We start from the raw sequence: 24,878 nt of genomic DNA on the forward strand, positions 1-24,878 counted from the left end.
ATTGTGAGCGGTAAACTCAAATCATATTTGGTTTTTTTATATGGATTACCGGGATTGCCTTTGGCGATGCTAGGGCTTCCCTTATTCGTATACTTGCCAAGTTATTATAGTCAGAACTTGGGTTTATCTTTAACTGCCGTAGGCTTGGCGTTACTGTTAGCGCGTTCTTTGGATGTGATTACTGATCCAATAATTGGGTTGCTGAATGATCGTTATCCTGAGTTTCGATCCGTTTCATGGCGAAGAAAGAGTTTTATCATTGCTGGCATCCCATTGTTGCTGGTTGGGTTGAATTATTTACTTCGACCAGAAGAAACAGCTACGGCCTTTTATTTATTCTTTTGGTCATTCGTCACCTATTTAGGCTGGACTTTAATAAACATTCCCTGGTTAGCCGTAGGTGCTGAAATTAGCGATGATTATCATGAGAAAAGTGCGCTGGCATCCAGTCGGGAGATTTTTGCAGTAATAGGCACTGTTGCGGTCATTAGTTTACCCGTGTTGATGTCGATCGAAACAGATATAAAGTCTGTGTTGTCGATGCTTGCAAATTACCTGACCTTTTTAGTACCGCTGACATTGCTGCCTCTGTTATGGGTGTTATCGCCAAAATTACTGTCTGGCTCAAAACCTGATAAGCAAAGACCAAACAACAAGAAGCTTTTCAGTAAAGAGACGTTTGAACTTTTAAAACATCCTGCAATTAAAAGGTTATTACCTGCTTATTTCATCAATAGCATCGCTAACGCTTTACCTGCAACCTTATTTATTCTTTTTGTCAGCTATGTTCTACAAACGCCAGAGATGATCGGAATACTGTTAGTCAGTTATTTTATATCGGCAATAGTAGGGATTCCTTTCTGGTTATATTTAGCACGCAAAACAGACAAGCATATTAGTTGGTGTACAGCGCTCTACGGTTCTATAGCGAGTTTTATCTGGGTACCTTTCCTGAATACTGGTGACTTTCTGAGTTTTCTGTTTATCTGTGTGGCGAGTGGTTTTTGTTTGGGCGCTGATGTTGTTATGCCAGCATCTATTCAGGCGGATATCTCTCAGGATATTTCTGCTAACAAAGCTAACAAAGCTACTCAGCAGTCAGATGACATTTCTAACGTTAAAGAAGGTCAAAATTCAACCGCATTGTTGTTTGGTATCTGGGGCTTGTTGACAAAGCTATCACTCGCGTTAGCCATTGGAATAGCTTTCCCCTTATTAGACATGGTCGGTCTTAAACTGGATGGTTCAACTACTGAAGGTTCTAGTCAGATAGCGGTTGTGACTTTAGTGGTTTTGTATGCGCTGATTCCTATTCTTTTTAAGATATGGGTCCTCTTTCAAATGTGGCATTTCCCATTTAACCGAAGTTATTTCACAACGTCACGATTGGAAAAGCTGTCATTAGAAATGTCTCCACGACAGCCAGCAACACTATTTTCAACACCATTAATAGAAGCAACAACAAAATCACAATCACATACAGAAGAACCGATCAAGGCAGTAAAGAATGTATCAACTCAAGAAGCACATGAAAAAGTAGGTAATCACGATGATAAATATAACTCAAAGATTAATTCTCACACTATTTCTTTTGTTACCAATAATGAGCGGATGCAGTAGCGCGATGAAAATTGAAGACTATAAACAGAACAAACCCAGCTTTACTTTGTTTGAGTACTTTCAGGGTAAAACACGTGGCTGGGGAATGTTTCAGGATCGAAGCGGCAATCTTAAACGACAGTTTGTTGTTGATATCAATGGTTATACAAATGACCAGGGTCAGTTGGTTTTAGAAGAAGACTTTGTCTGGAATGATGGTGAAAAATCCAGACGCGTCTGGACAATCAGTAAAGGTAGCGACAATCAATATATCGGTAAAGCTGACGATGTTATTGGCGAGGCCAAGGGAGTTAGTGCAGGTAATGCCCTACATTGGAAGTATGACTTGAGCCTGCCAGTCGATGGTAAAACATATAAAGTGAGTTTTGATGATTGGATGTTCTTACAACCAGACGGCGTTCTGCTCAATAGGGCAAAAATGAGTAAATTTGGTTTCAGGCTGGGTGAAGTTTTTATCAGCTTCAAAAAGTAGACAACACTGAATCTAGGAATTAATTATGCGCTTATTTAAAACGATATTTCCCTTTATTGTGATGATCATGGTAATGGTATTAAGCACGATTTTTTCCTCAGCATTTGCTTATACCAAACAGTGGCCACTGCACAGCAAGGGTGAAGTGCGTTATTTAAAAATGATAAAGGTTTATGATATTAGTCTTTACAGCCCTAATGCAGTAAAAGCGGAAACGATACTTAACACGAATGTATCAAAATGTTTAAAACTGGATTACGCCGTAGATTTATCGGTGGACAAATTTAGGTTGGCAACATTTAAAGTATTAAGTCGCCAGCACAACGCCGAATACCTTGAGAAAATTAAAGCCCCTTTAGATGCTTTTCAACAAGCTTATAAACCCGTAAAGAAAGGTGATAGTTATAGTCTTTGCTATAACGGTAGAAATCAGCTGATGCGGCTGGATTTAAATGATAAGAACCTAATCGAGATTAAATCTGCAGAATTGGCGAAAGCATATCTGGGTATCTGGTTGTCAAAAAACAAACCAATATCCAATCCTCTGTATCGATCTTTTTTCCCTGTTAGTGGCTAAGGCTGGTTATGAAAAACATCCTGATATTACTATTTATGATTATGTCATCCACAAGTGTTTCAGCCGCTGAAAAAGCAACTGACAAGGTAAGATTGGCCTTGAACAAATACGCGTGGGAAAAACGTCAGCTAATCGTTTTTGCTCCGAGCTATGAGCATCGTCAATATCAACTTTTTAGAAAGCTAGAAGCAGAATTTAGAGATGAGTTTGAAGAACGTAAATTGCACAGTTGGCATGTGATTGGGAACGATCCTGTAAAGTTAGACAACACAGTGCATGCTGGCATAACAAATGGTATATCAAGCCAAGATTTCAGAAAGACTTACAACGTCAGTAAAAATGAATTTCGCGTACTGTTGATTGGTTATGATCAAGGTGAAAAGCTTAGGCAGGAAAAAGTAAACATCGATTATCTATTTTCTGAGATTGACCAGATGCCGATGCGCATTCAAGAAATGCAGTAGTGGTCTTGTATATTAAGAAAAAATAACAATTATGAAAAAGTGCCCCAAAGTAGGGGGGTGTATTCTAGAAAATTCGCAATAAGGCTATATTAAAGCCTAATCAACAAGGATGAAAATGAGTAAATTAAGTCCATTTATGCAAAGCTTTGATCAGCTTCCCAGCACACTTCCCGTGTTTCCACTGGCAAATGCAGTTGTTATGCCGGGTGGCCATTTGCCCTTGAATATTTTTGAGCCGCGTTACATAAACATGCTGCAAGATGCGATGGAGAATCACCGATTGATTGGCATGATTCAGCCGCGTGATGAAAGCGCCAAACCTGAACTCTATAATATCGGGTGTGCGGCGAGGATTGCCCGTTATGAAGAAACCAACGATGGTCGGTTAGAAATTTCTCTGACGGGACTGTGCCGTTTTGAAATAAAAGATGAAATAGTAACAACCCGTGGTTATCGTCTGATCGTTCCAGACTGGTCTAAATTTGCAATGGATTATGACGATCAATCTGAGCCTGATGCTACTACGCAAAAATCATTTATTAGTGCGTTAAAATCTTATTTCAATCAAACCGATATGAAATTAGATTGGGAAGTTATGGAGAAATTAGATTCTGAAAATTTACTGAATGCTCTTTTCTATTTTCTTAATTTATCGGATGAAGACAAGCAGATGTTGATTGAAATCGATACCATCGAACAAAGAATAAAAGCGTTAACTGCGATACTGGAGAGTACTAGCAAGATATCTGAAGTTCGTCATTAATCGTCTAATCTGCTCAGTCGTTACTTCCAGCCCATCAACCATTCTTCATTGTTTTTTAAACGTTGCCACTGGATTTCGTAGAGGTTCTTGTTAATGACGGCTTCTAATTTACAGCCAATGATTTTCTCTTCTTCATCTTTTATTAATTCAGAAACAATGAAGTGACGCTCTTTGTTTACAGGCGCTGTTGCAGTCCATTTTGATAGTAGCAGCTTTTTTGGGTTTATCTGATTCATGATTAAACCCCTTTGTTTGTTGTTTTGTTGATAACGTCATTAGTAGTTTCGTGAGTGGTTTCGTTAGTAGTTTTACAGGCAACTTCAGAAGCAGGTGTAAGCGGCTTTTTACCTGTTAGTGGTAAGCGATACCTGGCAAACACGGTGTAAATGCTTTCCAGAATTGGTAACAGTAAAGGTGTATGCTCGATGACAGGAACGATTCTGCGATAATAAGGCAGTTGTTTCCACACAGTCATAAAGCCTCGGACACCGGATAACATATTCTGGTTTTCGTCTTGCACATGGATTCTTGCCATGGCTTGTTGGTAACTGATGCCGGAGTCTTCTAGCGCTTTTTTATCTTTTGTGATGTCCACCCAGCGTATTGCTTTAGCGGTGTCTAGTTTTTGCATAGTCTTGACTTCAAACTTGCATAAAGGGCAGTCACCATCGTGATACATGGTGACTTTAGATTTCATTGCTTGAGCATCACTTGTGTTTTCAGCGACTGGATTACTGTTTTCCATAAAACCTCATCGAAGCAACACATAAATCTGCATCAAAATTCTTACCTATGGCTACTAATCCAAGGCGCTTAATTTTGCTGGCCTGAAATTTTTTGCTCGTTTTATACTGAGTCATCATGCTGAATGGTATTTTTACAATGCCCCAATCAGGCGAGACTTTGAAGCTTGCCCGATACGATTGCCAAGGCATCCAAAGTCCACTGGTACGATAATGCAGGTTATAGACTTCATTATTTCCTGCGACTACGAGTTCCAAGCCCCGGAAATTACTGGCGTCAAACTCTTTGCCATCATTCAAATCCAGCGCCATTTGCACGAAACCGCCATTATTTTCGGTGGATACTTCACCCTGCATTCGTAGACATTTTTTATCCTGATATGACTCTGGAGATAAGCTGCCTTTTGAAATACCTCCCATCACTCTGTCTGTTACTAGTCGCCAGTCTGCACCTATATTAGAGCGGGTGTTTCCGGTGCTACGGTCGTCAATGATCAGCTCTTGGGCGGATGCATTCATAAAGCAAAAAAGGTAAGTTAAAGTAGTGGCTAGAAGTAGTTTCATCTTGTGGCAAGACTGTGGTCAACATAAATGAGTTTATCTACTGGAAAGTCTAGATTTTTAGCTTTCGCGATAAGCTTTTTTTGTATATTAGGCGCAAGTTTCGGTGTTCGAGATAGAATCCAGAAATAACTCCGATCATTTCCTGCAATCATCACGTATTGATAGTTTTGCTTGTCTAGCTCGATAATATTGTAACCACCATAAAATGGTCCAAAGAAGGAAACCTTCAAACTTCCGGTATCACTTGACCCTGTGAATTTGGCTTTGCCTTCAGCGTCTTGCCATTTCTTCTTTTTGATATTGTAACCACGATTAAGTACACGCAAATTGCCATCTTCACGAAGACTATATTCAGCGCTTATATTGTTTAGACCACGTTCGAATGAATGATCCAGGCGTGCAATTTCGTACCATTTTCCTAAATAGCGATTTACTTCAAAGCCAGAGACTGGTTCGATTCCATCCGGAATGCTTGCTGAGCAGCCACTCAAGAATAAAGTGATAATCATAAAGTATAGTTTTTTCATGTGTTGTCCTGAGTCTCTTTTTCTATTTTCGTTAGTGTCGCCAGAATGCCCTGATCTACATTGTTTTGAATGGAAATATCCCAATCAAATTGATCACACAGCCTTTTTACGATGGCAAGCCCTATGCCTTCACCCGCTTGATGTAGACCTCTGCCTCTTACATGGCGTTCAAATAATTTAGGCAATAATTCATCTGGTATCCCGATTCCGGTATCAGAAACCATGACCTGATTACCTGCCACGGTAACTTCAATGGCACCTTTTTCTGTGTATTTGATGGCATTGCCAAGAATATTACCGATGATTATTTCTAGTGCTTTTCTATGTGTATTGACGCTGAGTTCGTTTTGAATGTTGATTGATAGATCGATTTTGGAAGAATCAATCAGTGAGCTCAGTTTGATTACTTCATTTTCGATGATTTCAGTGACATTGGTTTTGCTGCCGTCAAGCTCTGGCTTTTGTTCTCTAGCCATAAGGAAAAAGGCCGAAGTTAGGTCATTCACATCGCTACAAGCACGACGAATCATTTTGACACGAGCGATGCCTTTGCTGCTGATTCCGGACTCGGTTTCAAGAAATTGTGCTGCACCATCAATAATAGTCATTGGTGTGCGTAACTCATGGCTGACATCTGCGGTAAACTGGCGTTCTCTCTCGACAAATACGTCAATTCGTTTAGCGTATTCATCTAGCGCTTCGGCCAGCTCTTTTGTTTCACCGCTTAAATTTTTTGTTGAGACTTTTAATGCAAAGCTATCGGTGCCTGATGTTCCGGAATTTCTGAGGTTACGGGCGATGTTCAGTACGGGGGAGGCTGCTCGCCACGTTAGCTTGTAGGCTATCCAGCTGCTGGAATAAATAAGAATGAGTAAAATACTCATCGGGATTAAGCCAAAAACACCCACCAGACGATCTATGTTAGCGCCTTCAAAAATCAAATATAGTCGGTTGTTATCAAAATCTCGTATATATACAGGTACGGGTTTATCACGACCAGATATGATCACTTTAGGATAAAGGCCTGCTGCAAGACCGCTGATTTCATCAGGGGTTTCTGCTGTAGATTCAGGGGTTGTGAGATAGCCAATAAGGTTTCTGGTTCTTGGTAAAGGAAAGCTTTTATCTTTCTGGTAATGGCTGATAAAAGCATCAGCTTCTAATTCCATTGCTTGCTTCACCAGACTTTTCTCTAATATCCAGGTAATGGTAATGATGCTCACCAGTACAGCGAAAATGATAAAAAGCGTTTGTAGTATCCACCGTTTGGAAAAAATTCTATTTAGGTCAAAGCGGTTAGCTAAATTAAGCTGCCTGGTCATCATAAAGACGATACCCCACGCTATGAATGGTATGTAATAACTTGTTCTCGAAGGGTTTGTCTATCGCCTGTCTGATGGCTGATAAATGAGTTCTCAATGCATCGCTTTCTGTTGGGTCATCTCCCCAGATATGTGTTTCCATTTCCCTGCGCGAAACAACGCGGTGGGTATTTTCCATTAACAAACGTAGAATTTTGAGCCTAATGGAGTTTAGCTTAATGGCTTGACCTTCTCTAACAACTTCCAGAGTTTCGTAATTGAACGCAAGGTTAGAAACGTTGATGACTGTTTGATTGTCATTATTAGAACGTCTCCACAGCGCTTGTACTCTTGCATATACTTCTAATAGATCGAACGGTTTTACTAAGTAGTCATCTGCACCTACATCAAAACCGATTAGTTTTTCATCCAGAGAGTCCCGAGCGGTTAACATTAAAATAGGCGTAGTGGAATGAAGATCTTTGCGTAGCTTCTGACATAAGTTGATCCCATCGATGCCGGGAAGCGCTAAATCAAGCAAAATGACATCGTATTCATTTACGGTAACGAGGTGTAAACCGGTTAAACCATCACTTGCGTAATCGGCAATATGACCTTTGTCGGTAAAGAAATCGACGAGCAAAGAGGCAATGTCAGTATTATCTTCGACTACCAGAATGCGCCCATGAAAATCATTTAAGCTACTCATAAATCCTCGTTAAACTAAAAAACTAAAAAACTAAAAAACTAAAAAACTAAAAAACTAAAAAGATCAGATAGATATGATCTTTTCAGTTTTTTATAAATTAACCTCGCAATAATTAATTGAGGTCAGCAAGTAAAATAACACCGAAGTCCGCAGATCCCGGAACAGGGTCTACGGCAAAAGCAGTCCTTATTTGCCCGTCAGCCAAGCTTAGTGTGCCAGTATCAATCGCTACTGTTTTGGTGGTCGCCAATGTGATTCTCACTTGGTAATCACCAGCTACAACTTCGAGATAATCTGAGTTATCTTTGAAGTCAAAATTACTGATTGTGGGTGATATCGAATTGATGTCAGCGTCTGGCGCGGTTATGTAGATATCCACTAAACCAGCACTTGGTGCTGCATGTATTAGACGAACTTTCACATTTCCAGCATCGGGAGGCTGGTTGTCATCTAATAAAACGATGGGTTCGATATTGTTCAAAGAGTTTACTGCTGCAATGGTGTAATCCATTTGTGAATCAAATGTAAGATCAGCATTAATCACGCTTGCAGAATTAGCAGCGGCAGCCACATCTATATTGTAAGAGTCACCGAGTATTTCAAGGTAATCAGAGCCTACCCCAAAAGGAACATCACTCAGCACCTCAGAACCATCTACTGAAATATCGACTGGTGGCGCATCTGCCGAAGCATGTACCACGCGTAATCTTGCTCTCGCATCATCCACATTTACAAAAGGTGTAGAGTCTTGATCAGTCAGGATAGTGAGTCCGATTGGCGACAAGCCACCACTAGATTCTGCGGCAATCGCTATGTATTCAATGCCTGATGCTAATGAGATAGTTCCTGAGTCATATATAACAGTACTGTCATCTGCTAATGTAATTCGTACTCTATAATCACCGGCTGGAACTTCTAGCTCACCTGAATTCGCTTTAAAAGCTACACCCTGAAGCGTCGGTGAGAGGCTCGAGAAATCATCGGTGGGTGCAGACAAGTAAACGTCGACTGGGGGAGCTGATGGTGCGCCATGAACAGCAGTTATCGCGGCATAACCGTTTGTTGGGCTTTCAATATCATCTGCAATAACAATAGGCTCAATATTGGCTGCAGTATTCACTGCAAGTACCGTATATTTCATATCTGTTTGTAGCTCGAGTGTTTCATCTATTACTGCTGTAGTCGTGTCTGCTACAAGTATCTTTACGTTATTGCTTCCGGCATCTAAGGATAAGAATCCGCTGGTTTGTCGATACGTAACATTTTCCAACGCGGTATCACCTTCAATGCTTACATCAACTGCTGGCGCATCTGGTGATAAATGTACTGCTCTTAATTGTGGATCGTGTGTATTACTACTCGATCCGCCGCAACCTATGAGTAATAACGAACTGACTAAAATAAATAATAATGTTGTTATACGTTTCATTTGTGTTCTCCCGAAATTAAGTGTGAATAAGATGATTCACGATCGGTAGCTTCACATCGGGGATGTGAAATGAGTGCGAATTAAATGTGAAATTTGTGCAAAACTATTAATATTGTATCATTATTGTATAAGATTATATAAAGTAACTCTACTTTTTAACCCGATTTCTTATCATCTATGTATAGGTTTTTTGTTGTTAATTAAGGAAACAGTGAAAATGTATCGAGTTCGTTTACAAGAAAAACTTCGTATTTGTAGTCAGGTTGACCCTGTTACAAATTGTTGGGAATGGTTAGGACAAGTTTCCAACAGTGGGCATGGACGCATTACCGTCAGGGATAATCCGCAGTCTATAAACAAAAAACTAACGGCAGAAACCGCCAGTTATACTGCTTTTATCGGTGATATCCCTGACGGGATGTTTGTCGGTCAAAATTGTGGCAATAGACTTTGCATCAATCCAGATCATCTATGTATTAAAAAAATACCTACCAGGTGAATCGTTTCATCAATAATTAGAAAATTGTCTATGAAGCGTGTACCCGTTTTCGTTAGAATGATTGGGATGCGCCTGTAGCTCACTTGGATAGAGTGCAACCCTCCGAAGGTTGAGGCAGCTGGTTCGAATCCAGCCAGGCGCGCCATTTTTTACTCTTTTTTCATTCGAATCAAAGAGCTACTGTTTCCGTAACAAGTGCGATAGCAGTAATTATTACTACCATCACCTACTAAAATGGTACAAATTAATCTGAATATATCTGTGTATAAATAATTAAAGGACTAGACGATTATGAGTAATTGGCAACAACGCTACGACGATAAATTGCTTTCTGCAAAAGATGCGGCAGCCACTATCAAATCGGGCGACCACATTTGGCTGCCGGTTGGTGCGGGAGAGCCTGATGTGTTTTTAAAAGCCTTAATAGATCGTAAGCTCAGTCTTAAGGATGTTGTTACTCACCAGATATTACCTGCAAAGCCCGGTTATTTTGATAAAGAGTCCTCAGCACATATTCGTCATGATTCTCTTTTTGTTAGCGGCGCATCTCGAGAAGCGGTACATCAAGGGTGGGCTGATTTTACTCCTAGTCATTTTCATGAAATTCCTCGACTCATCCGTGATTACTGGCCTGTAGATGTGGTTAGTGTGGTTGTCTCCCCTATGGATGAGCATGGTTATTTTAGTCTAGGTTTAGGTGTCGATTACACGTGGGAAGCGATTAAGAAAGCCAAGTCTGTGATCGTCGAAGTCAACCAGGGAGCACCGCGTTGTTATGGTAACTGCCAGCTTCATATCTCTCAGGTGACTCATGTGGTTGAATGTTCAAATCCTATTCCAGAACTGGCTTGCGCGCCGTTATCTGAACTGGATATCACCATTGGCGGCTACGTGGCAGAGATGATTGACGATGGATCTACCTTGCAAATTGGATTTGGCGGTGTACCGAATGCGGTTTGTGAGGCGCTCAAAGGCAAGAAAGATCTGGGTATTCATACAGAGATGGTTACAGAAGGAATACTCGAACTTGCTGAATGTGGCGCGGTAAACAATTCTAAAAAAACGTGGAATCCAGGCAAACTCATTGGCACCTTCGCCTGGGGTTCAAAACGTCTTTATGAATTTATGAATAACAATCCGATGATAGAAATGCACCCCGTTGATTATACCAATAACCCCTACAACATTGGTCGGCACGACAATATGGTCGCTATAAATTCCACGATTGAAATTGATTTGTTCGGTCAGTGTTGTTCGGAATCCATGGGCCCTAAACAATGGAGTGGCACAGGTGGCCAAGTAGATTTCTTTAGAGGGGCCAATATCTCAAAGGGCGGTAAAGGTTTTGTTACGATGCCGTCTACCGCAAAAAATGGCACCATCTCTCGTATAGTGCCTATGTTAAAAGAGGGCGCGGTAGTGACCACCAGTAAGAACGATGTGGATCATGTGGTTACTGAATATGGCGTCGCAAAATTACGCGGCAAGTGTCTGCGTGAACGTGCCTTGTCATTAATTTCGATCGCACATCCTGATTTTCGTGATGAACTTCGTGAATATGCGCAACAGATGCATATCATTTAATTGAGTGAGGTTTTTGCCAGTAGAACCAATAACAGAGTGATATTGGTTCTATTTTCGAGAACTAAGAGAATTTTTTCTTACTTTTAGCAGTTGGGGATCATTTGTTTCATGATCCACATCAACTATTGCTATGATTAAAAAATCAATCGCACAAAAAAGTAGAGTATATTAGTGCAGTTGAATATAATCCTGCACCTATTGAATACTGGATGGAAGTTGGAGAGAGTATGGCAAGTCAAGCACCTAAGGTGGATAATGTATCTAAGATAATGTTTTTACTTAGTGCACTAGCGATTTTGGCGGTAGTTTACGTTTTAATTTCAAGCTTAATAAATACCTATCAAAGAAATTCACTGAAAGGTGAAGTTGATAATACCCAGTTAGTTCTCAACGCTGAAAATAACATCAAGCCGGTTGGTTTCGCTGCAGAAGCGGGTGCTGTTGTTGCAAACGCTGCAGGACGTCCACCTAAAGAAATTTATGATGCTGTATGTACCGCGTGTCATGCGACAGGTGTTTTAGATGCGCCTAAGTTAGGTGATAAGGCAGCTTGGGAAGCACGTGCGGTTAATGGTCTTGCAGGTTTACTGAAATCAGCGACTGAAGGTAAAGGTTCAATGCCAGCTAAAGGTGGTGATCCATCGATTACAGATTCTGAGCTAGAAGCGGTTATTCTTTATATCACTAAAGAATCAGGCTTAGACCTTGGCGGAGCAGAAGAAGCACCTAAAGCGGCAGCAACAGAAGAAACACCAAAAGCAGAAGAAACATCCAACAAAGAGCCTGAAGCAAATAAAGAAGTAGAAGCGGCAACTACAGAAGCACCTAAAGTAGAAGAAGCTCCTGTTGCAGCAGCAACTACAGAGGCACCTAAAGCGGAAGAGACTGCAGCAGTTGCAGAAGTTGCGCCAGCTAAAGAAGAAGCGCCAGCTAAAGAAGAAGCGCCAGCTAAAGAAGTAGCACCAGCAAAAGTTGAAGTTCCTGCTGTTCCAGTTACACCTGTTGCAGCAGCTGTACCAGCTCAACAAGCTGTAGCTGCTAAGGACAATGAAGTGGGTAAGAAAATTTACGATACAGCTTGTTTTGCTTGTCACGCTTCAGGCGTTGCAGGTTCTCCGATTATGGGTGATAAAGCATTATGGGCACCAAGAATCGCTCAGGGCATGGACGTTTTATACCAAACCGCAATAGCAGGTAAAGGCGCAATGCCACCTAAGGGCGGTAATATGTCTCTTGAAGATTCAGCAGTAAAAGCTGCGGTTGATTACATGGTTAGTCAGTCACAGTAATTTATCGTCACGGTAAATAATGAAAAAGGCGCCTATACGGTGCCTTTTTTGTGCCTGCTATAATCACGTAGATAAATTAAAAACTATCTGTTGAAATTAGTTTATTTAACCCAATTATTTCTTGAATAGATCAAAATAAAGGTTACCCAGAAAAAAGCCCTCAAAGTAGGGGGTGACCTTAAACTTAACACTAATAAATCTGGACTGAAAATGGAACAATATCGAGGAACAACCATACTATCCGTGCGCCGCAACGGAAAAGTAGTGATTGGTGGAGATGGCCAAGTCTCTTTAGGTAATACCATTATGAAAGGTAATGCACGTAAAGTGCGCCGTATTTATAACGACAAAGTCATCGCAGGCTTCGCAGGCGGAACAGCAGACGCATTTACTCTATTCGAAAAGTTCGAAGCTAAACTGCACGAGCACAATGGCAACCTAACGCGTGCCGCAATCGAGCTCGCAAAAGACTGGCGTACCGATAGAGGTATGCGTCAATTAGAAGCATTACTCGCAGTGGCAGACAAAGAAACATCACTGATTATTACCGGTAATGGCGATGTCATCGATCCAGAAGATAACTTAATTGCGATAGGTTCAGGCGGACCATTCGCGCAATCAGCAGCGCGTGCGTTACTAGATAATACAGAATTATCAGCGCGTGAGATTGTGGAGAAAGGGTTAGGTATTGCAGGTGATATTTGTATCTACACCAACCAGAACCGCACAATCGAAGAATTATAATTTAGAGCATTCATCTTTCGCCCTAGCTCGGCGTTAACATCGTGCTCGAATGGTCACGTATTTAACATACGCTCACATTCTCCGCCCGATGTTGCCTTGATCTAGAACGAAATCTAAACACTCTAAAATATAATTACAGTATTTTATAAAAAACCTCCTAAAAGTAGGGGGGTGTGTTTTAAATAGGCACATAATCAAAAATAGAAAATAGCAGCAAAAAACGAGAATTATTATGTCAATGACACCTAGAGAAATTGTTCAAGAATTAGATAAGCACGTTGTAGGGCAGCATGATGCCAAGCGTGCCGTTGCGATAGCTTTGCGTAATCGCTGGCGTAGACAACAGCTTGATGCGGATTTACGCCAAGAAGTAACGCCGAAAAATATTCTTATGATCGGCCCAACGGGTGTGGGTAAAACAGAGATTGCCCGTCGTTTGGCGAAATTGGCGAATGCACCTTTTATCAAGGTTGAAGCGACTAAGTTCACCGAAGTGGGTTATGTCGGTAAAGAAGTTGATTCGATCATTCGTGACCTTGCTGATGTAGCGATTAAAGTGACGCGCGAGCAGGAAGTGGAGAAGGTTAAGAACCGCGCGGAAGATGCAGCAGAAGATCGCGTGTTAGACATTCTAATACCAAGACCTAAAGCAGAAGAAGATGCTAACTGGTTCGGTATGGACAGCGATGGCAACGAGACCGATAAGAAGCCTGTAGAAGATAGTTCGACACGCCAGAAATTCCGTAAGAAATTACGCGAAGGCGATCTAGACGATAAAGAAATTGAAATTGAAGTTTCTGCCAGCCCATTAGGTGTGGAAATCATGACGCCTCCCGGAATGGAAGACATGGCGAGTCAGTTGCAAGGCATGTTCCAGAACATGGGCAGTACCAAGACTAAGAAACGTAAGCTTAAAATTAAAGATGCGCTGAAAGAGTTGGCAGAAGAAGAAGCGCATAAGCTGGTTAATACCGAAGATCTAAAGCTTAAAGCACTCGAGAATGTGGAGCAAAACGGCATCGTATTCCTCGATGAAATCGATAAAGTGATTCAAAAAGGTGAGCAGGGTGGTGCGGGTGTTTCTCGCGAAGGTGTGCAACGAGATCTTCTACCTCTTATTGAAGGTAGCACGGTAACAACTAAGCACGGTATCATCAAAACAGATCACATTTTGTTTATTGCTTCAGGCGCTTTCCACATGGCTAAGCCTTCTGATTTGATTCCTGAGCTTCAAGGTCGTTTACCGATTCGTGTAGAGCTTGGTGCATTAACAGCGGATGACTTTAAGCGTATTTTGACTGAACCAAACGCATCACTGACTGAGCAATACCAGGGCCTTCTTCAAACAGAAGGTGTAAAAGTAGAGTTTACTGATGATGGTATTCAACGAATAGCGGAAACTGCGTTTCAGGTCAATGCACAAACAGAAAACATTGGTGCGAGACGTTTACATACGATTGTAGAAAGATTGCTTGAAGAAGTATTATTCTGCGCACCGGATTGCACGGAAACCGTGATAGTTGATGCGAAAATGGTTGATGATGTACTGGGCGAACTAATAGAAGATGAAGATCTAAGCAGATACATTCTTTAATTTCTTTATTTATTAGTAACATTAGTAATAAGAAAATTCGTGACGTAAAGAAATAGATGCTTTTATCTAATCGATACTGATTAGGATAAACTAGCAATGATTAGAATTTAGATCATTAACATATTGAAACAGGATTTAGAATGACACCAACAAATATAGCACTACACCAGAAGTCTCGAGTTCTGGAACTTACATGGCCTGATGGCGTGGTTCAAAATCTACCTTGTGAATACTTGCGCGTTTACTCTCCATCGGCGGAAGTTCGTGGTCATGGTCCCGGTCAGGAAGTTTTACAGCTGGGCAAAGAAAACGTCAATATCAAAGAGATCGAACCCATTGGTCACTATGCTGTAAAACTGGGTTTCGACGACAATCACGACAGTGGCCTCTATGACTGGGGACTATTGCGCGAACTTGGCGACAATTACGAAGAATATTGGGCAGATTATCTTGCCCGATGTGAAGAAGCGAAATATGTACGCAAAGAACCCGGCCAGATAATCTAATAACCTAACGCTATTATGAAATTTATCGACGATTTAAAGTATAACGAAGACGGATTAATCCCTGCAGTTGCCCAGCAATTTGATACTCATGAAGTATTGATGATGGCCTGGATGAATAAAGCGTCGATTGAAGAAACTCTGGAAACGGGACGCGTCTGCTATTGGTCTCGTTCCCGTCAGGCATTTTGGCGTAAGGGCGAAAGCTCTGGGCAAGTGCAAATGCTCAAAGAGTTCAGGGTCGATTGTGATGCAGATACACTGTTAATGCTGGTCGACCAAACGGGACCTGCTTGTCATACGGGCAGGCGTTCGTGTTTTTATCAAGTCGTTAAAGATGGCGAATTGATAACCGATTCCGAACCACTCATTGATCCCGAAGAACTCTACAAAAAATAAAATATGATGAGATGGTTTCTTCTTAAAATCATCCGTGGCTATCAGATATTTCTAAGCCCTGTATTGGGCAGCAGTTGTCGTTTCGAACCCACCTGTTCCAGTTATACTCATCAAGCCATCGATAAGCATGGTGCCATCAAAGGCACCTGGTTGGGACTCAAACGTATTGGTAAATGCCATCCGTGGAATGAAGGTGGCTATGATCCGGTTCCCGATAAGAAACAATCAATACCAAAGCCACCCCCCCACTTATAGGGCGTTTTTTAGGAAAGTGTTATTGTGACTAAAATGGTCACGCATTCTAATTCTCGCGTTTCTCAAATATCTCTTCGGCGAATTGCGCAAATTTACCACGAACCGATCTTTCTAGTTCAATCGCATACATAGACACTTCTTCGTGTTTGTTGGTGGTTTGTTTGAGTAGTGTCGTTAAACCATTGTTGTAGCGATTCAGGTAGATATTATCTATCTGGCGGTTTGAGCCAATAATGATCGCTTTACAGCTTTGATCGAGTCGCGATAAAACCAGTTGAGTCGTATTGTTCGAGCTATTCTGCCATTCATCCAGTATCACAATGGCATTGCTTAATGTACGTCCACGCGCTTCGCCGGGCCAGAGCTTTTCTATGTTGTATTTGTTCACCAAATACTCGACCTTCATTTCAAGTGCTTCTTGTTGAAGAACACTTTCGCGGCGCTTCAACTGGGTCTTCGCAATAAATTCCAGCGTGTCATACAAGGCCATATTGTAAACGCGAAACTTTTCATCGTTGCCAGATAGGAAGCCAACCTCTGCGCCTTTGTCGACACTTTCGATGGAGTTTCGAACATAAACGATTTTTTCATAATGCCCCAGATCGATTAATCGCATGGCAGCAGCAAATGCCAGCAAGGTTTTACCACTTCCTGCCTTGGCATCCACGACGGTGATGTCGAAATAGTCACTGAGCATCGCCTTCAACAGAAACATTTGCTTCATGTTCATCGGCTTAATGCTCAGCCCATTGAAGTCTTCTTTTTCATTGACGATGTCTATTTTTCCGCCTTTACTGACGATGCCGTATTGGCGATTGCCGTCTTTAGAAGCGAATTCGTAATTAAAATTATCGTTCTGGTAATTATCATCGTAATCGGTGATGTCGCTATTCTGCATGCCATTGAATAAGCTTGAATCGACTTCGATGGATTTGAAAAAATGGAAGGGAGGAAGGTCAGATCTGTCTTCGTACAAGGTCTGAACTTTTATACCGCTGAATAAGCCGAACATGCGGGCATAAATATCCAGAGAGAGAAACACAATCTTGTGTCCTCTGTAATAGCTTTGCGCGGCTTCTGCGACTTCGACGATACGTTTATCGTTAGATTCTGCGATGTGTGCAGCATCCAGATCTGATTCGTATTTGTTTTTTGAGAAAAGGTGGATGGAGGCAGAATGATTAAACCGGAGTTTTACCACTCTACATTCTTTTTTCTGATCTATTTTATCGACTTTGCAAGCGGCCAACATGCGTGCGAAGCTTCTTGCCTGATAGCTCAGTTCTCCTGAGCCTTTTTTAAATTCTTCTAATTCAACTAAGACTGTTTCTGGTATTACAACGATATTATTGTTGTCTTGTGATAGTTGTTTGATGCCCTGAGGATTATGCAAAATGATGTTGGTATCGATTACATAGATCTTATCTGCCATATATTAACGCTCCTAAGTAATTGTTTTTAGTAAAGTTTGTAACTGCTAAATAGTAAGGAATAAACGTTCTACTAATGAGTATAGTAAGAACCCAGCAAAGTGTGGGGATGTTATTTAAATTTTTAATTAATAAATAAATCATTGTTGCTTTGATTGTTGCAAAGCAAGGGCTGGCTTACAACGAAGCTGTGTGAAGTCATCAAACTTTAATATTGCATTCATCTTTTCTTAACACGCCAGGTTTATTCTTTGTTGCGATGTTTATTAAAAGAATTCTAAAGGCATAACAAAGTGATTGATTTAGAGAAGAAGTTATTAGAAGTGAACCCATCTCTGGCAGATAAGCCGGGCTCAAATTTGTTTTTTAAAACAATCAGGCATTTGTTTCGAGAAAAGGAGATTAATCGATTTATTGCCGAAAACCAGCATTTAGTGGGCTTTGCTTTTTTGGATAAAGTGCTGCAACACTTTAATTTTACCTATCAGGCTACTGCTAAATCTTACGACAATATTCCTGCAGAAGGCAGAGTCATTATCGTTGCCAACCATCCCATTGGTTCGCTAGATGGACTGGCATTGCTGAAAATGGTTCGATCTGTACGACACGATGTAAAAGTGGTCGCCAATGAATTGCTATCGCAGATCAAGCCCCTAGAATCCTTATTACTTCCTGTTGAAGTCATGTCTGGCAAGGCTGCTTTTAGAGTGCAATTAAAAAGCATGATTCAAGTGCTGGAAAATGAACAGGCATTGATTATTTTTCCTGCCGGTGAAGTATCCCGAGTGAAGCCAAATGGCGTAAGAGATGGCAAGTGGAAAACGGGATTTTTGAAGCTGGCTCGGCGTACTGGCTCGCCGGTATTGCCGGTGTTTGTTAACGCAAAAAATTCGGCTTTATTTTACAGTATGTCTACGATTTATAAGCCTTTGGGCACAGCCATGCTAGTCCATGAAATGTTCAATAAGGAAAACAAACAATTAAACATTCATGTGGGCAAGCCGATTCCTGTTTCAGAATTTATCAGTTCTGATCTGCCCGACAAGCGTATTGCCAAGTTAGTTAAAAAGCAGTTATATCGATTGTCTGGTAAAAACAAACTGCCGCTGTTTAACACGATACAGACTATTGTTCATCCTGCCAGAAGAAAGGCGCTAAAGACTGCGCTTTATCAAGCACCATTATTGGGAGAAACGGATGATGGTAAGAAAATATTTCTTTACGATTACGCCGCAGATTCGCCTGTTATTCACGAAATTGGCAGACTTCGCGAATTGAGTTTTCGTTCTGTCGAAGAAGGTACGGGGAATTCAATAGACATCGATAAGTACGACAGTTATTACCGCCATCTGGTGCTATGGGATGACAACGACTTAGAAATCGTCGGTGCATACCGTATTGGTGAATGCGCAAAAATCATCAAAGATAAAGGCGTTGCGGGGCTCTACTCGAGCGCCTTGTTTAGATTTGAAGAAGCATTTACGGATCATCTGCCAGAAGCAATCGAATTAGGCCGTAGTTTTGTGCAGCCGCGTTACTGGGGTAAGAGAAGCCTTGATTACTTATGGTTCGGAATAGGTGCTTATTTACGCCATAACCCGAACATCAAATACCTGTTCGGTCCTCTTAGCTTGTCTCAAGCTTATTCACGACAGCCTACGGAACTAATCTTGTCTTTTTATAATCTACAGTTCTCCGCTAAACAAAAAATGGCGTCTGCAATGAAACCGTTTGAATTGACGCCTCAGGTTTTAGCAATTGCGGATGAGGATTTTGCTGGTGAATACAAAACCAGTTTCAAACGTTTGAATAAAAAACTCAAACACTATGGAGTCAAAGTCCCAACCTTATACAAACAATACTCAGAAATATGCAAGCCAGGAGGGTGCCAGTTCATTGCTTTTAACATTGATGCAGAGTTCAACTACTGCATAGATAGCTTGATTCTGGTAGATCTTGAGCAAATGAAAGAAAAAAGAAAGAAACGCTATTTAGGAGATATATCCAATGAAAACAAAAATATTGAAGAAAAGAAAACCGCTTAAACGCATCAAAAAAATTAAATACCGTTTTTGGAATGAGTTGCGCGAAGCTCAATCAAAATAGTTCGTGAAGTCTAACAATGAAGAAAGGTGTGATAGACGCCTACTGTGATTATTTCTATCGATATTGATAACACTTATTGATTCAGAATGATTCAGGCGTTATCTTCATGATATGACAAAATCTAGTGATATTGAGCAAAGGAAATACCCCGAAATGATTGCCGCGGTAGACCTTGGCTCAAACAGTTTTCACCTAATTGTAGCGCGCGTTGATGAACATGGTAATTTTTCCATGGTTGATCAAATGAAAGAAATGGTGCGCTTACGCGGTGGTCTCGACGAATACAATAATATGGACAGAGCAGTCGCGCAAAACGCACTGGAATGTCTGCAACGTTTTGGTGATCGTGTTCGGCATTTAAAATCATCAGCGGTCAAAGCAGCGGGTACCAATACACTGCGCACCATGAATAACTCCACAGAGTTTCTGCGCAAGGCAAACAAAGCGCTCGGCCATCGTATTGATATTATTCCGGGGCGTGAAGAAGCTCGTCTGGTTTATCTGGGCGTATCGCATACCTTATCCGATGATGAAGGCAAGCAGCTGGTCGTTGATATTGGTGGTGGTAGTACCGAGTTTATTGTCGGCAAAAAATTTGAGCCTAAACGTCTAGAGAGCCTTAATTTCGGTTCGGTTAGTGTCACTAAACGATTTTTCCCCAATGGTGATTTGAGTCCAGCTAATTGGCAGACGGCAAATACCGTTTTACGCCTTGAGATAATGCCGATTCAACGCGAGTATTCTCAACAAAACTGGAAGCGTGCAATAGGTTCTTCGGGAACAATCAAGGCTACGCTGGCTATTATTCAGGAACTTGAATTGGGCCGGTTTGTGATAACGCTAGATGGTTTATACGAAATTCGGGATAGATTAATCGCTATTGGCAATACCGACGATATAAATTTACCGGGGTTAAATCAAAACCGCGCGCCTGTTTATGCGGGTGGACTTGCTGTGATCATCGCAGTGTTTGAGGCATTGAGCATAGAAGAAATGACCGTGTCTGAAGGGGCCCTGCGTGAAGGTTTGCTCTACGATATGCTGGGGCGAATAAATCACGAAGATGTCCGTGATCGTTCTGTAAAAGACCTGATGAGTCGTTTTAATATCGATATAGAGCACGCAGAACAAGTAAAGAAAACAGCATTGCATTGCTTTTCTCAGGTTAGAAAAGACTGGAATTTGAATAAAAAGCGTAGCAATACACTGGCCTGGGCGGCAGATTTGCACGAATTGGGCATGAGCATTACCCACGATAAACATCAATTACAAGGTGCGCACATTCTGGATCATGCTGATATACCCGGTTTTAACCAGAGACGTCAGCATTGGTTGGCGGTCATGGTGCAAACGCATCGTAAAAAAATAGAAAGCGAAATATTCGACACCTTGCTAGAAGATGACCGTCAAACGATCATCTATCTCTGTGTGCTATTACGTATTTCAGTATTATTGCACCGTTCCAGACAGGATAAAGAAATCCTGCCAACTGTTACTGCGGCAAAAAACAGTATGCATATCACCTGCTCTAAGTCGCTTAAAGATCAGGCATTGTTAGAAGCAGACTTGACTCAAGAAAAAGTGTGGTTAGAAAAAATAGGCTTTAATTTAACCTTTTAGCGGTTATTATTCTGCCTAAAAGACGCTTTGGTCATTAAGATCATCATTTCGTCTACTAAAATTACCATTTCATGGTTTTTTACTGAATACTTATGCACTGATTGTCTACACAGTAATACAGACAACATAACCGGGGCAATTCATGAAAAAGATCGCAATCATTATCGCGGACCTAGATTTAGGTGGCGGACAACGTGTGGCAATTAATCTTGCTAATGCTTTAGCGAAAGAAAATGAGGTTAGTATCGTTATTTTTCAGGATGACGATATACACTACGATGCGCCCGGAAAGTTGATTCATCTGGATTGCCCACAAAAAGACAACATTATTGGTAAAGCATTCAATGTTTTGAAACGTGCCTATCGTTTAAGAAAGCTGATTAAAAAAGAAAAGTTTGATCATGTTTATGGCTTTATGGAAACCGCTAATTTCCCGACAGCCTTAGTCTTTAATGACGCTGCACTGTCCGTGCATTGTAACCCTCGTGAACTCAGCTTTTTCGAATCTACACTAGTGAAGCTTACTTATCCTCGGGTTAAGAATATTATCGCGGTCTCTGAAGATGTTGCCTCAATACTCAAAACAGATTATTCATTGAGTAATGTTTCTCGTATTTATAATCCGGTTGATGTGGAAGACATTGTTGCGCAGGTCGAAAAACCTTATGAGCATCCTAAGCCTTATATCGTTGCACTAGGCAGATTCCACGAAGTAAAACGTTACGACTTGCTAATCAATTCATACGCTAACAGCAAGATGAAGGAGGACTGTGACCTGATTATTGTGGGTGATGGCGATCTTCGAGAGGATCTGGAGCGTCAGGTAAATTCATTACAAATCCATCATAAAGTGCATTTTGTAGGAACCCAAAGCAATCCTTTTCCCTATCTCGCTGGTGCTAAATTCCTGACATTAACCAGTCGTACCGAAGCATTTCCGATGGTTCTTATTGAAGCTTTGGCACTTAAAACGCCTGTGGTTGCGACTGATTGCCCGACAGGTCCGAGAGAGATCGTTCGTCATGGTGAGAATGGGCTACTGGTCGAAAATGAAAATACCGAGGCTTTTACCCTAGCCATAGACGACTTGTTTTATAACGAGCTTATGCTGCAAAAGTTTAGAAATAATGCAATAGATTCGATTCAACACCTTTCTGGTGGCGTTATCGCGAAAGAGTGGTTATCACTTTAAGCAAGTCTCTAATACTAGGGCTGAAATATTAGGACTAAAATATTCGACTGGGAATAAGATATTCAATCTTCTTCTGTTCTATCGGTTGTGCTACATTCATTTTAAAAATGGAGCATTTCATGAAAAATAAAAGACACCTCCCCACTTACAGGGCTTTTTTTGCATTGGCTTTAACATGCCTGTTTTCAGTGACCTCTGTGTTTGCCAGTGATCTTGAGAAAGAAAAGCGCTGGGCAGAACAAATCAGTGATTCTTTGTTTGATGGCGAAGCGATAGAGTTGAACGATGGTAGTAATGACTTCTTAGCTATCGATACGCGTGCAGACGAACCAAGTGATGTGGCTGTAATCGTGATCCATGGTATTGGTATTCATCCAGATTGGGAAACCGTCGTAAAGCCACTGCGTGTTGAGTTAGCAGAAAAGGGTTGGAATACGCTCTCACTGCAGATGCCAGTTCTTGCAAATGATGCAGACAGTGAAGACTACGAACCCTTGATGAAAGAAGTACCCGCCAGAATTGATGCAGGGATTCGGTATCTGGCTAAGGAAGGCGCAAAGAAAGTAGTGATCGTTGCGCATAGTCTGGGCGCACGCATGGCTAACTACTACTTATCGCATAAAAAAGTCTATAAAGAAGCGCATACAGAAACGCCGATAATTGCCTACATCGGTATTGGAATGAATACAGATAATGAGCAGTTTCTAAAAAACATTAAAATTCCGGTTTTAGATTTATACGGGGAAAAAGATCTGGAAGGTGTGTTGAGTTCAACAGAGACTAGAAAACAGGCAGCCTCACAAAACAAAGGATACAAACAGCAGAAAATTGCAGGCGCAAATCACTTCTTTGAGGGTCACGATGATGATTTGGTGAATGCCGTGGTTACAGAGTTACAAAAATATTAGTGTCAGAGTTCTGTTTGAACAATAAAACGATACAAAAAAGCCGACGATAACGTCGGCTTTTTAATGTTCGATTGCGATTACTGTAGCTAGTTAGATGTATAAACAGATATCTGACTCGCCAGCAAAATCAAAGAAAGTTGCTGCACCTACATAGTCCAGACCATCCATAAAATCTTTTTCTGCATCAAAGCCGAAGAGATCAACCGTCATCTGACACGCGAGAAATCTAACTTCTGCTTCCTGACATAACTCACGCAATTCCGAGATTGAAGCCACACCATTATTGGAAATCGTCTTCTTCATTAAGGTCGTCGCAATGGCTTCGTAGCCAGGTAGGTTCGACTGAATAATATTAGGAATATTCCAGTTAATATCCTTGAACCATTTTGGTCCTACTGGCATTTTCATCGGCATACCAGGATTTCCAAGTGGGCTAACTTGTAGATCACTGATGTCTTTCTTTAAAAGTTGTAGGCCATAAAATGTACAAAAAACTTCTACTTCATAACCTAAAGCAGCCGCTGTTGATGCCAGAATAAAAGGAGGGTAAGCCCAGTCCAGTGTGCCTTTAGTGGCGATAATAGCTAGTTTTTTCTGCTCCATTTTTCTACCTCTGAAATTATATGTTTATATCGTAATTTGCCCGAGTATAACAGAAAACAATAATATTCTGAAATACTATAATACATTGTGTGTATAGAATGTATTAATTGCAATATAGCGTCGATTACATAAATATAACGGACAATTTTTATTGCTAGATGCATAATCAATCGGCAAGTAATTTTAACAGGCATATAGACAAATGAGAGTTTCGCGTTTTTATCAGGAAGGTGACATAAAAGTGGGTGAAGAATTGGCGTTAACTCAGGCCAATCATCGTCATGCCGTGCAAGTGTTACGCTTAAAAGAAGGAGATGATCTGATTCTCTTTAATGGACAATCCGGAGAATATGCGGCAAAAGTTAGTGCGACAGATAAACGAAATTCACAAGTGATTGTGGAAGAATACGATCCTGTAAATCGCGAATCATCACTTTCTATTACCTTAATATTGGCGAATATCAAGCCTGATAAAATGGATTTTGCGATTCAAAAAGCCGTTGAACTGGGTGTTTCTACGATTCAACCGATGTATACAAAACGCAGTGTCATAAAACTCAAAAGCAATCGTCTCGAAAAAAAGATGCAACATTGGCAAGGCGTTATCATTGCCGCTTGCGAGCAATCAGGGCGAACTGCTATCCCTGCAATAAAAGAACCCTGTGATTTTGAAGAAATTTTCTCCGCTTATGATGGGACTACTCAAATTTCTATGTTGCCTGGTTCGGAAAATAAAATACAACAAATGAAACTCGATGAAAGTCATAACGGAGTGTCGTTAATTATCGGGCCAGAAGGTGGCTTTAGCGATGAAGAAGAGCAATTGATGCAGTCAAAAAAAGTTCAATCTGTGAATTTTGGCAAACGAATATTACGTGCGGAAACTGCCGCAGTAGCTGGTATAACTGCATGTCAGATGGCCTGGGGTGATTTGTAATTAATATTGCCGGTCGCTGTGCTTATGTCTGTTTGTAGTGTTTTTC

General features: G+C 41.0%; 27 protein-coding genes and 1 tRNA gene. 19 read left to right on the plus strand and 9 right to left on the minus strand.

Features of this window, described 5'->3' with window-relative positions; translation table 11 throughout:
• The first annotated feature begins 3 nt into the window (after positions 1-3).
• The 5 genes from OO007_RS04985 (at position 4) to OO007_RS05005 (ending at position 3,896) form a co-directional block, all read left to right on the plus strand.
• Positions 4-1,620 carry an MFS transporter gene (locus OO007_RS04985; RefSeq protein WP_325807959.1) on the plus strand — a complete coding sequence of 539 codons (1,617 nt, stop codon included), beginning with the start codon at positions 4-6 and terminating at the stop codon, positions 1,618-1,620.
• Between the two features lie 4 nt (positions 1,621-1,624).
• Complete coding sequence (locus OO007_RS04990; protein WP_243651481.1) at positions 1,625-2,092, plus strand: DUF3833 domain-containing protein; 468 nt, start codon at positions 1,625-1,627, stop codon at positions 2,090-2,092.
• Positions 2,093-2,117: 25 nt separating this feature from the next.
• Positions 2,118-2,669: a chalcone isomerase family protein gene (locus OO007_RS04995; protein ID WP_325807960.1), complete on the plus strand. Its 552-nt coding sequence runs from the start codon at positions 2,118-2,120 to the stop codon at positions 2,667-2,669.
• A gap of 8 nt (positions 2,670-2,677) precedes the next feature.
• On the plus strand, positions 2,678-3,133 hold the full coding sequence (locus OO007_RS05000) for a DUF4174 domain-containing protein (protein ID WP_325807961.1): 456 nt from the start codon (positions 2,678-2,680) through the stop codon (positions 3,131-3,133).
• 172 nt (positions 3,134-3,305) lie between these two features.
• Complete coding sequence (locus OO007_RS05005; protein WP_325807962.1) at positions 3,306-3,896, plus strand: LON peptidase substrate-binding domain-containing protein; 591 nt, start codon at positions 3,306-3,308, stop codon at positions 3,894-3,896.
• Positions 3,897-3,916: 20 nt separating this feature from the next.
• Here the strand turns inward: OO007_RS05005 and OO007_RS05010 are convergent, their stop codons facing one another.
• From OO007_RS05010 to OO007_RS05040, 7 genes are all read right to left on the minus strand, one after another.
• Positions 3,917-4,132 (minus strand): TIGR02450 family Trp-rich protein, encoded by a 216-nt coding sequence (locus OO007_RS05010; protein WP_325807963.1) that lies wholly within the window; start codon positions 4,130-4,132, stop codon positions 3,917-3,919.
• 2 nt (positions 4,133-4,134) lie between these two features.
• On the minus strand, positions 4,135-4,641 hold the full coding sequence (locus OO007_RS05015; protein WP_325807964.1) for a thiol-disulfide oxidoreductase DCC family protein: 507 nt from the start codon (positions 4,639-4,641) through the stop codon (positions 4,135-4,137).
• Positions 4,628-5,158, minus strand: coding sequence for a CIA30 family protein (locus OO007_RS05020; RefSeq protein ID WP_325807965.1), 531 nt, complete (start codon positions 5,156-5,158; stop codon positions 4,628-4,630). Before OO007_RS05020 ends, OO007_RS05015 begins: the two co-directional genes overlap by 14 nt.
• A 41-nt stretch (positions 5,159-5,199) precedes the next feature.
• Positions 5,200-5,730 carry a lipocalin family protein gene (locus OO007_RS05025; RefSeq protein WP_325807966.1) on the minus strand — a complete coding sequence of 177 codons (531 nt, stop codon included), beginning with the start codon at positions 5,728-5,730 and terminating at the stop codon, positions 5,200-5,202.
• Positions 5,727-7,055 (minus strand): sensor histidine kinase, encoded by a 1,329-nt coding sequence (locus tag OO007_RS05030; protein ID WP_325807967.1) that lies wholly within the window; start codon positions 7,053-7,055, stop codon positions 5,727-5,729. The genes OO007_RS05025 and OO007_RS05030 overlap by 4 nt, the downstream gene beginning before the upstream one ends.
• Positions 7,036-7,740, minus strand: coding sequence for a response regulator transcription factor (locus OO007_RS05035; RefSeq protein WP_131904904.1), 705 nt, complete (start codon positions 7,738-7,740; stop codon positions 7,036-7,038). Before OO007_RS05035 ends, OO007_RS05030 begins: the two co-directional genes overlap by 20 nt.
• A 112-nt stretch (positions 7,741-7,852) precedes the next feature.
• Positions 7,853-9,169 (minus strand): DUF4397 domain-containing protein, encoded by a 1,317-nt coding sequence (locus tag OO007_RS05040; protein WP_325807968.1) that lies wholly within the window; start codon positions 9,167-9,169, stop codon positions 7,853-7,855.
• 217 nt (positions 9,170-9,386) lie between these two features.
• On the opposite strand from OO007_RS05040, the gene OO007_RS05045 reads away from it, so the two are divergent.
• From OO007_RS05045 to yidD, 9 genes are all read left to right on the plus strand, one after another.
• Positions 9,387-9,668: an HNH endonuclease gene (locus OO007_RS05045; RefSeq protein WP_325807969.1), complete on the plus strand. Its 282-nt coding sequence runs from the start codon at positions 9,387-9,389 to the stop codon at positions 9,666-9,668.
• 68 nt (positions 9,669-9,736) lie between these two features.
• Positions 9,737-9,813, plus strand: a tRNA-Arg gene (locus OO007_RS05050).
• A 146-nt stretch (positions 9,814-9,959) separates the two neighbouring features.
• Positions 9,960-11,252, plus strand: coding sequence for an acetyl-CoA hydrolase/transferase family protein (locus OO007_RS05055; protein ID WP_325807970.1), 1,293 nt, complete (start codon positions 9,960-9,962; stop codon positions 11,250-11,252).
• A gap of 227 nt (positions 11,253-11,479) precedes the next feature.
• Positions 11,480-12,541 carry a c-type cytochrome gene (locus OO007_RS05060; protein WP_325807971.1) on the plus strand — a complete coding sequence of 354 codons (1,062 nt, stop codon included), beginning with the start codon at positions 11,480-11,482 and terminating at the stop codon, positions 12,539-12,541.
• Between the two features lie 210 nt (positions 12,542-12,751).
• Positions 12,752-13,285, plus strand: a complete 534-nt coding sequence (gene hslV / locus OO007_RS05065) for an ATP-dependent protease subunit HslV (protein ID WP_131904909.1) — start codon at positions 12,752-12,754, stop codon at positions 13,283-13,285.
• 238 nt (positions 13,286-13,523) lie between these two features.
• On the plus strand, positions 13,524-14,879 hold the full coding sequence (hslU, locus tag OO007_RS05070; protein ID WP_442784331.1) for an ATP-dependent protease ATPase subunit HslU: 1,356 nt from the start codon (positions 13,524-13,526) through the stop codon (positions 14,877-14,879).
• Positions 14,880-15,019: 140 nt separating this feature from the next.
• On the plus strand, positions 15,020-15,385 hold the full coding sequence (locus tag OO007_RS05075) for a gamma-butyrobetaine hydroxylase-like domain-containing protein (protein ID WP_131904910.1): 366 nt from the start codon (positions 15,020-15,022) through the stop codon (positions 15,383-15,385).
• 15 nt (positions 15,386-15,400) lie between these two features.
• Positions 15,401-15,781: a phosphoribosyl-AMP cyclohydrolase gene (gene hisI / locus OO007_RS05080; RefSeq protein WP_131904911.1), complete on the plus strand. Its 381-nt coding sequence runs from the start codon at positions 15,401-15,403 to the stop codon at positions 15,779-15,781.
• Between the two features lie 3 nt (positions 15,782-15,784).
• Positions 15,785-16,036: a membrane protein insertion efficiency factor YidD gene (gene yidD / locus OO007_RS05085; protein WP_325807973.1), complete on the plus strand. Its 252-nt coding sequence runs from the start codon at positions 15,785-15,787 to the stop codon at positions 16,034-16,036.
• Positions 16,037-16,082: 46 nt separating this feature from the next.
• On the opposite strand, the gene OO007_RS05090 is transcribed toward yidD, so the two are convergent.
• Positions 16,083-17,468, minus strand: coding sequence for a PhoH family protein (locus tag OO007_RS05090; protein ID WP_131904913.1), 1,386 nt, complete (start codon positions 17,466-17,468; stop codon positions 16,083-16,085).
• A gap of 291 nt (positions 17,469-17,759) precedes the next feature.
• Here OO007_RS05090 and OO007_RS05095 point away from each other — a divergent pair, with 291 nt between their 5' ends.
• From OO007_RS05095 to OO007_RS05110, 4 genes are all read left to right on the plus strand, one after another.
• Positions 17,760-19,511, plus strand: coding sequence for a lysophospholipid acyltransferase family protein (locus OO007_RS05095; protein WP_325807974.1), 1,752 nt, complete (start codon positions 17,760-17,762; stop codon positions 19,509-19,511).
• Positions 19,512-19,683: 172 nt separating this feature from the next.
• Entirely contained in the window at positions 19,684-21,192 is a 1,509-nt protein-coding gene (locus OO007_RS05100) for a Ppx/GppA phosphatase family protein (protein ID WP_325807975.1), read from the plus strand.
• 142 nt (positions 21,193-21,334) lie between these two features.
• The gene (locus tag OO007_RS05105) at positions 21,335-22,384 is read left to right on the plus strand and encodes a glycosyltransferase (protein WP_325807976.1); all 1,050 of its coding nucleotides are present in this window, start codon (positions 21,335-21,337) and stop codon (positions 22,382-22,384) included.
• A 119-nt stretch (positions 22,385-22,503) separates the two neighbouring features.
• Positions 22,504-23,292, plus strand: coding sequence for a DUF3530 family protein (locus OO007_RS05110; protein WP_325807977.1), 789 nt, complete (start codon positions 22,504-22,506; stop codon positions 23,290-23,292).
• A gap of 90 nt (positions 23,293-23,382) precedes the next feature.
• Here OO007_RS05110 and dsrE2 read toward each other — a convergent pair whose 3' ends face one another.
• Positions 23,383-23,895: a sulfur carrier protein DsrE2 gene (gene dsrE2, locus OO007_RS05115; RefSeq protein ID WP_131904918.1), complete on the minus strand. Its 513-nt coding sequence runs from the start codon at positions 23,893-23,895 to the stop codon at positions 23,383-23,385.
• A gap of 202 nt (positions 23,896-24,097) precedes the next feature.
• On the opposite strand from dsrE2, the gene OO007_RS05120 reads away from it, so the two are divergent.
• Complete coding sequence (locus tag OO007_RS05120; protein WP_325807978.1) at positions 24,098-24,832, plus strand: 16S rRNA (uracil(1498)-N(3))-methyltransferase; 735 nt, start codon at positions 24,098-24,100, stop codon at positions 24,830-24,832.
• The last annotated feature ends 46 nt before the right edge of the window (positions 24,833-24,878 follow it).

Source organism: Cocleimonas sp. KMM 6892 (assembly GCF_035798195.1).
Lineage (GTDB): Bacteria > Pseudomonadota > Gammaproteobacteria > Thiotrichales > Thiotrichaceae > Cocleimonas > Cocleimonas flava.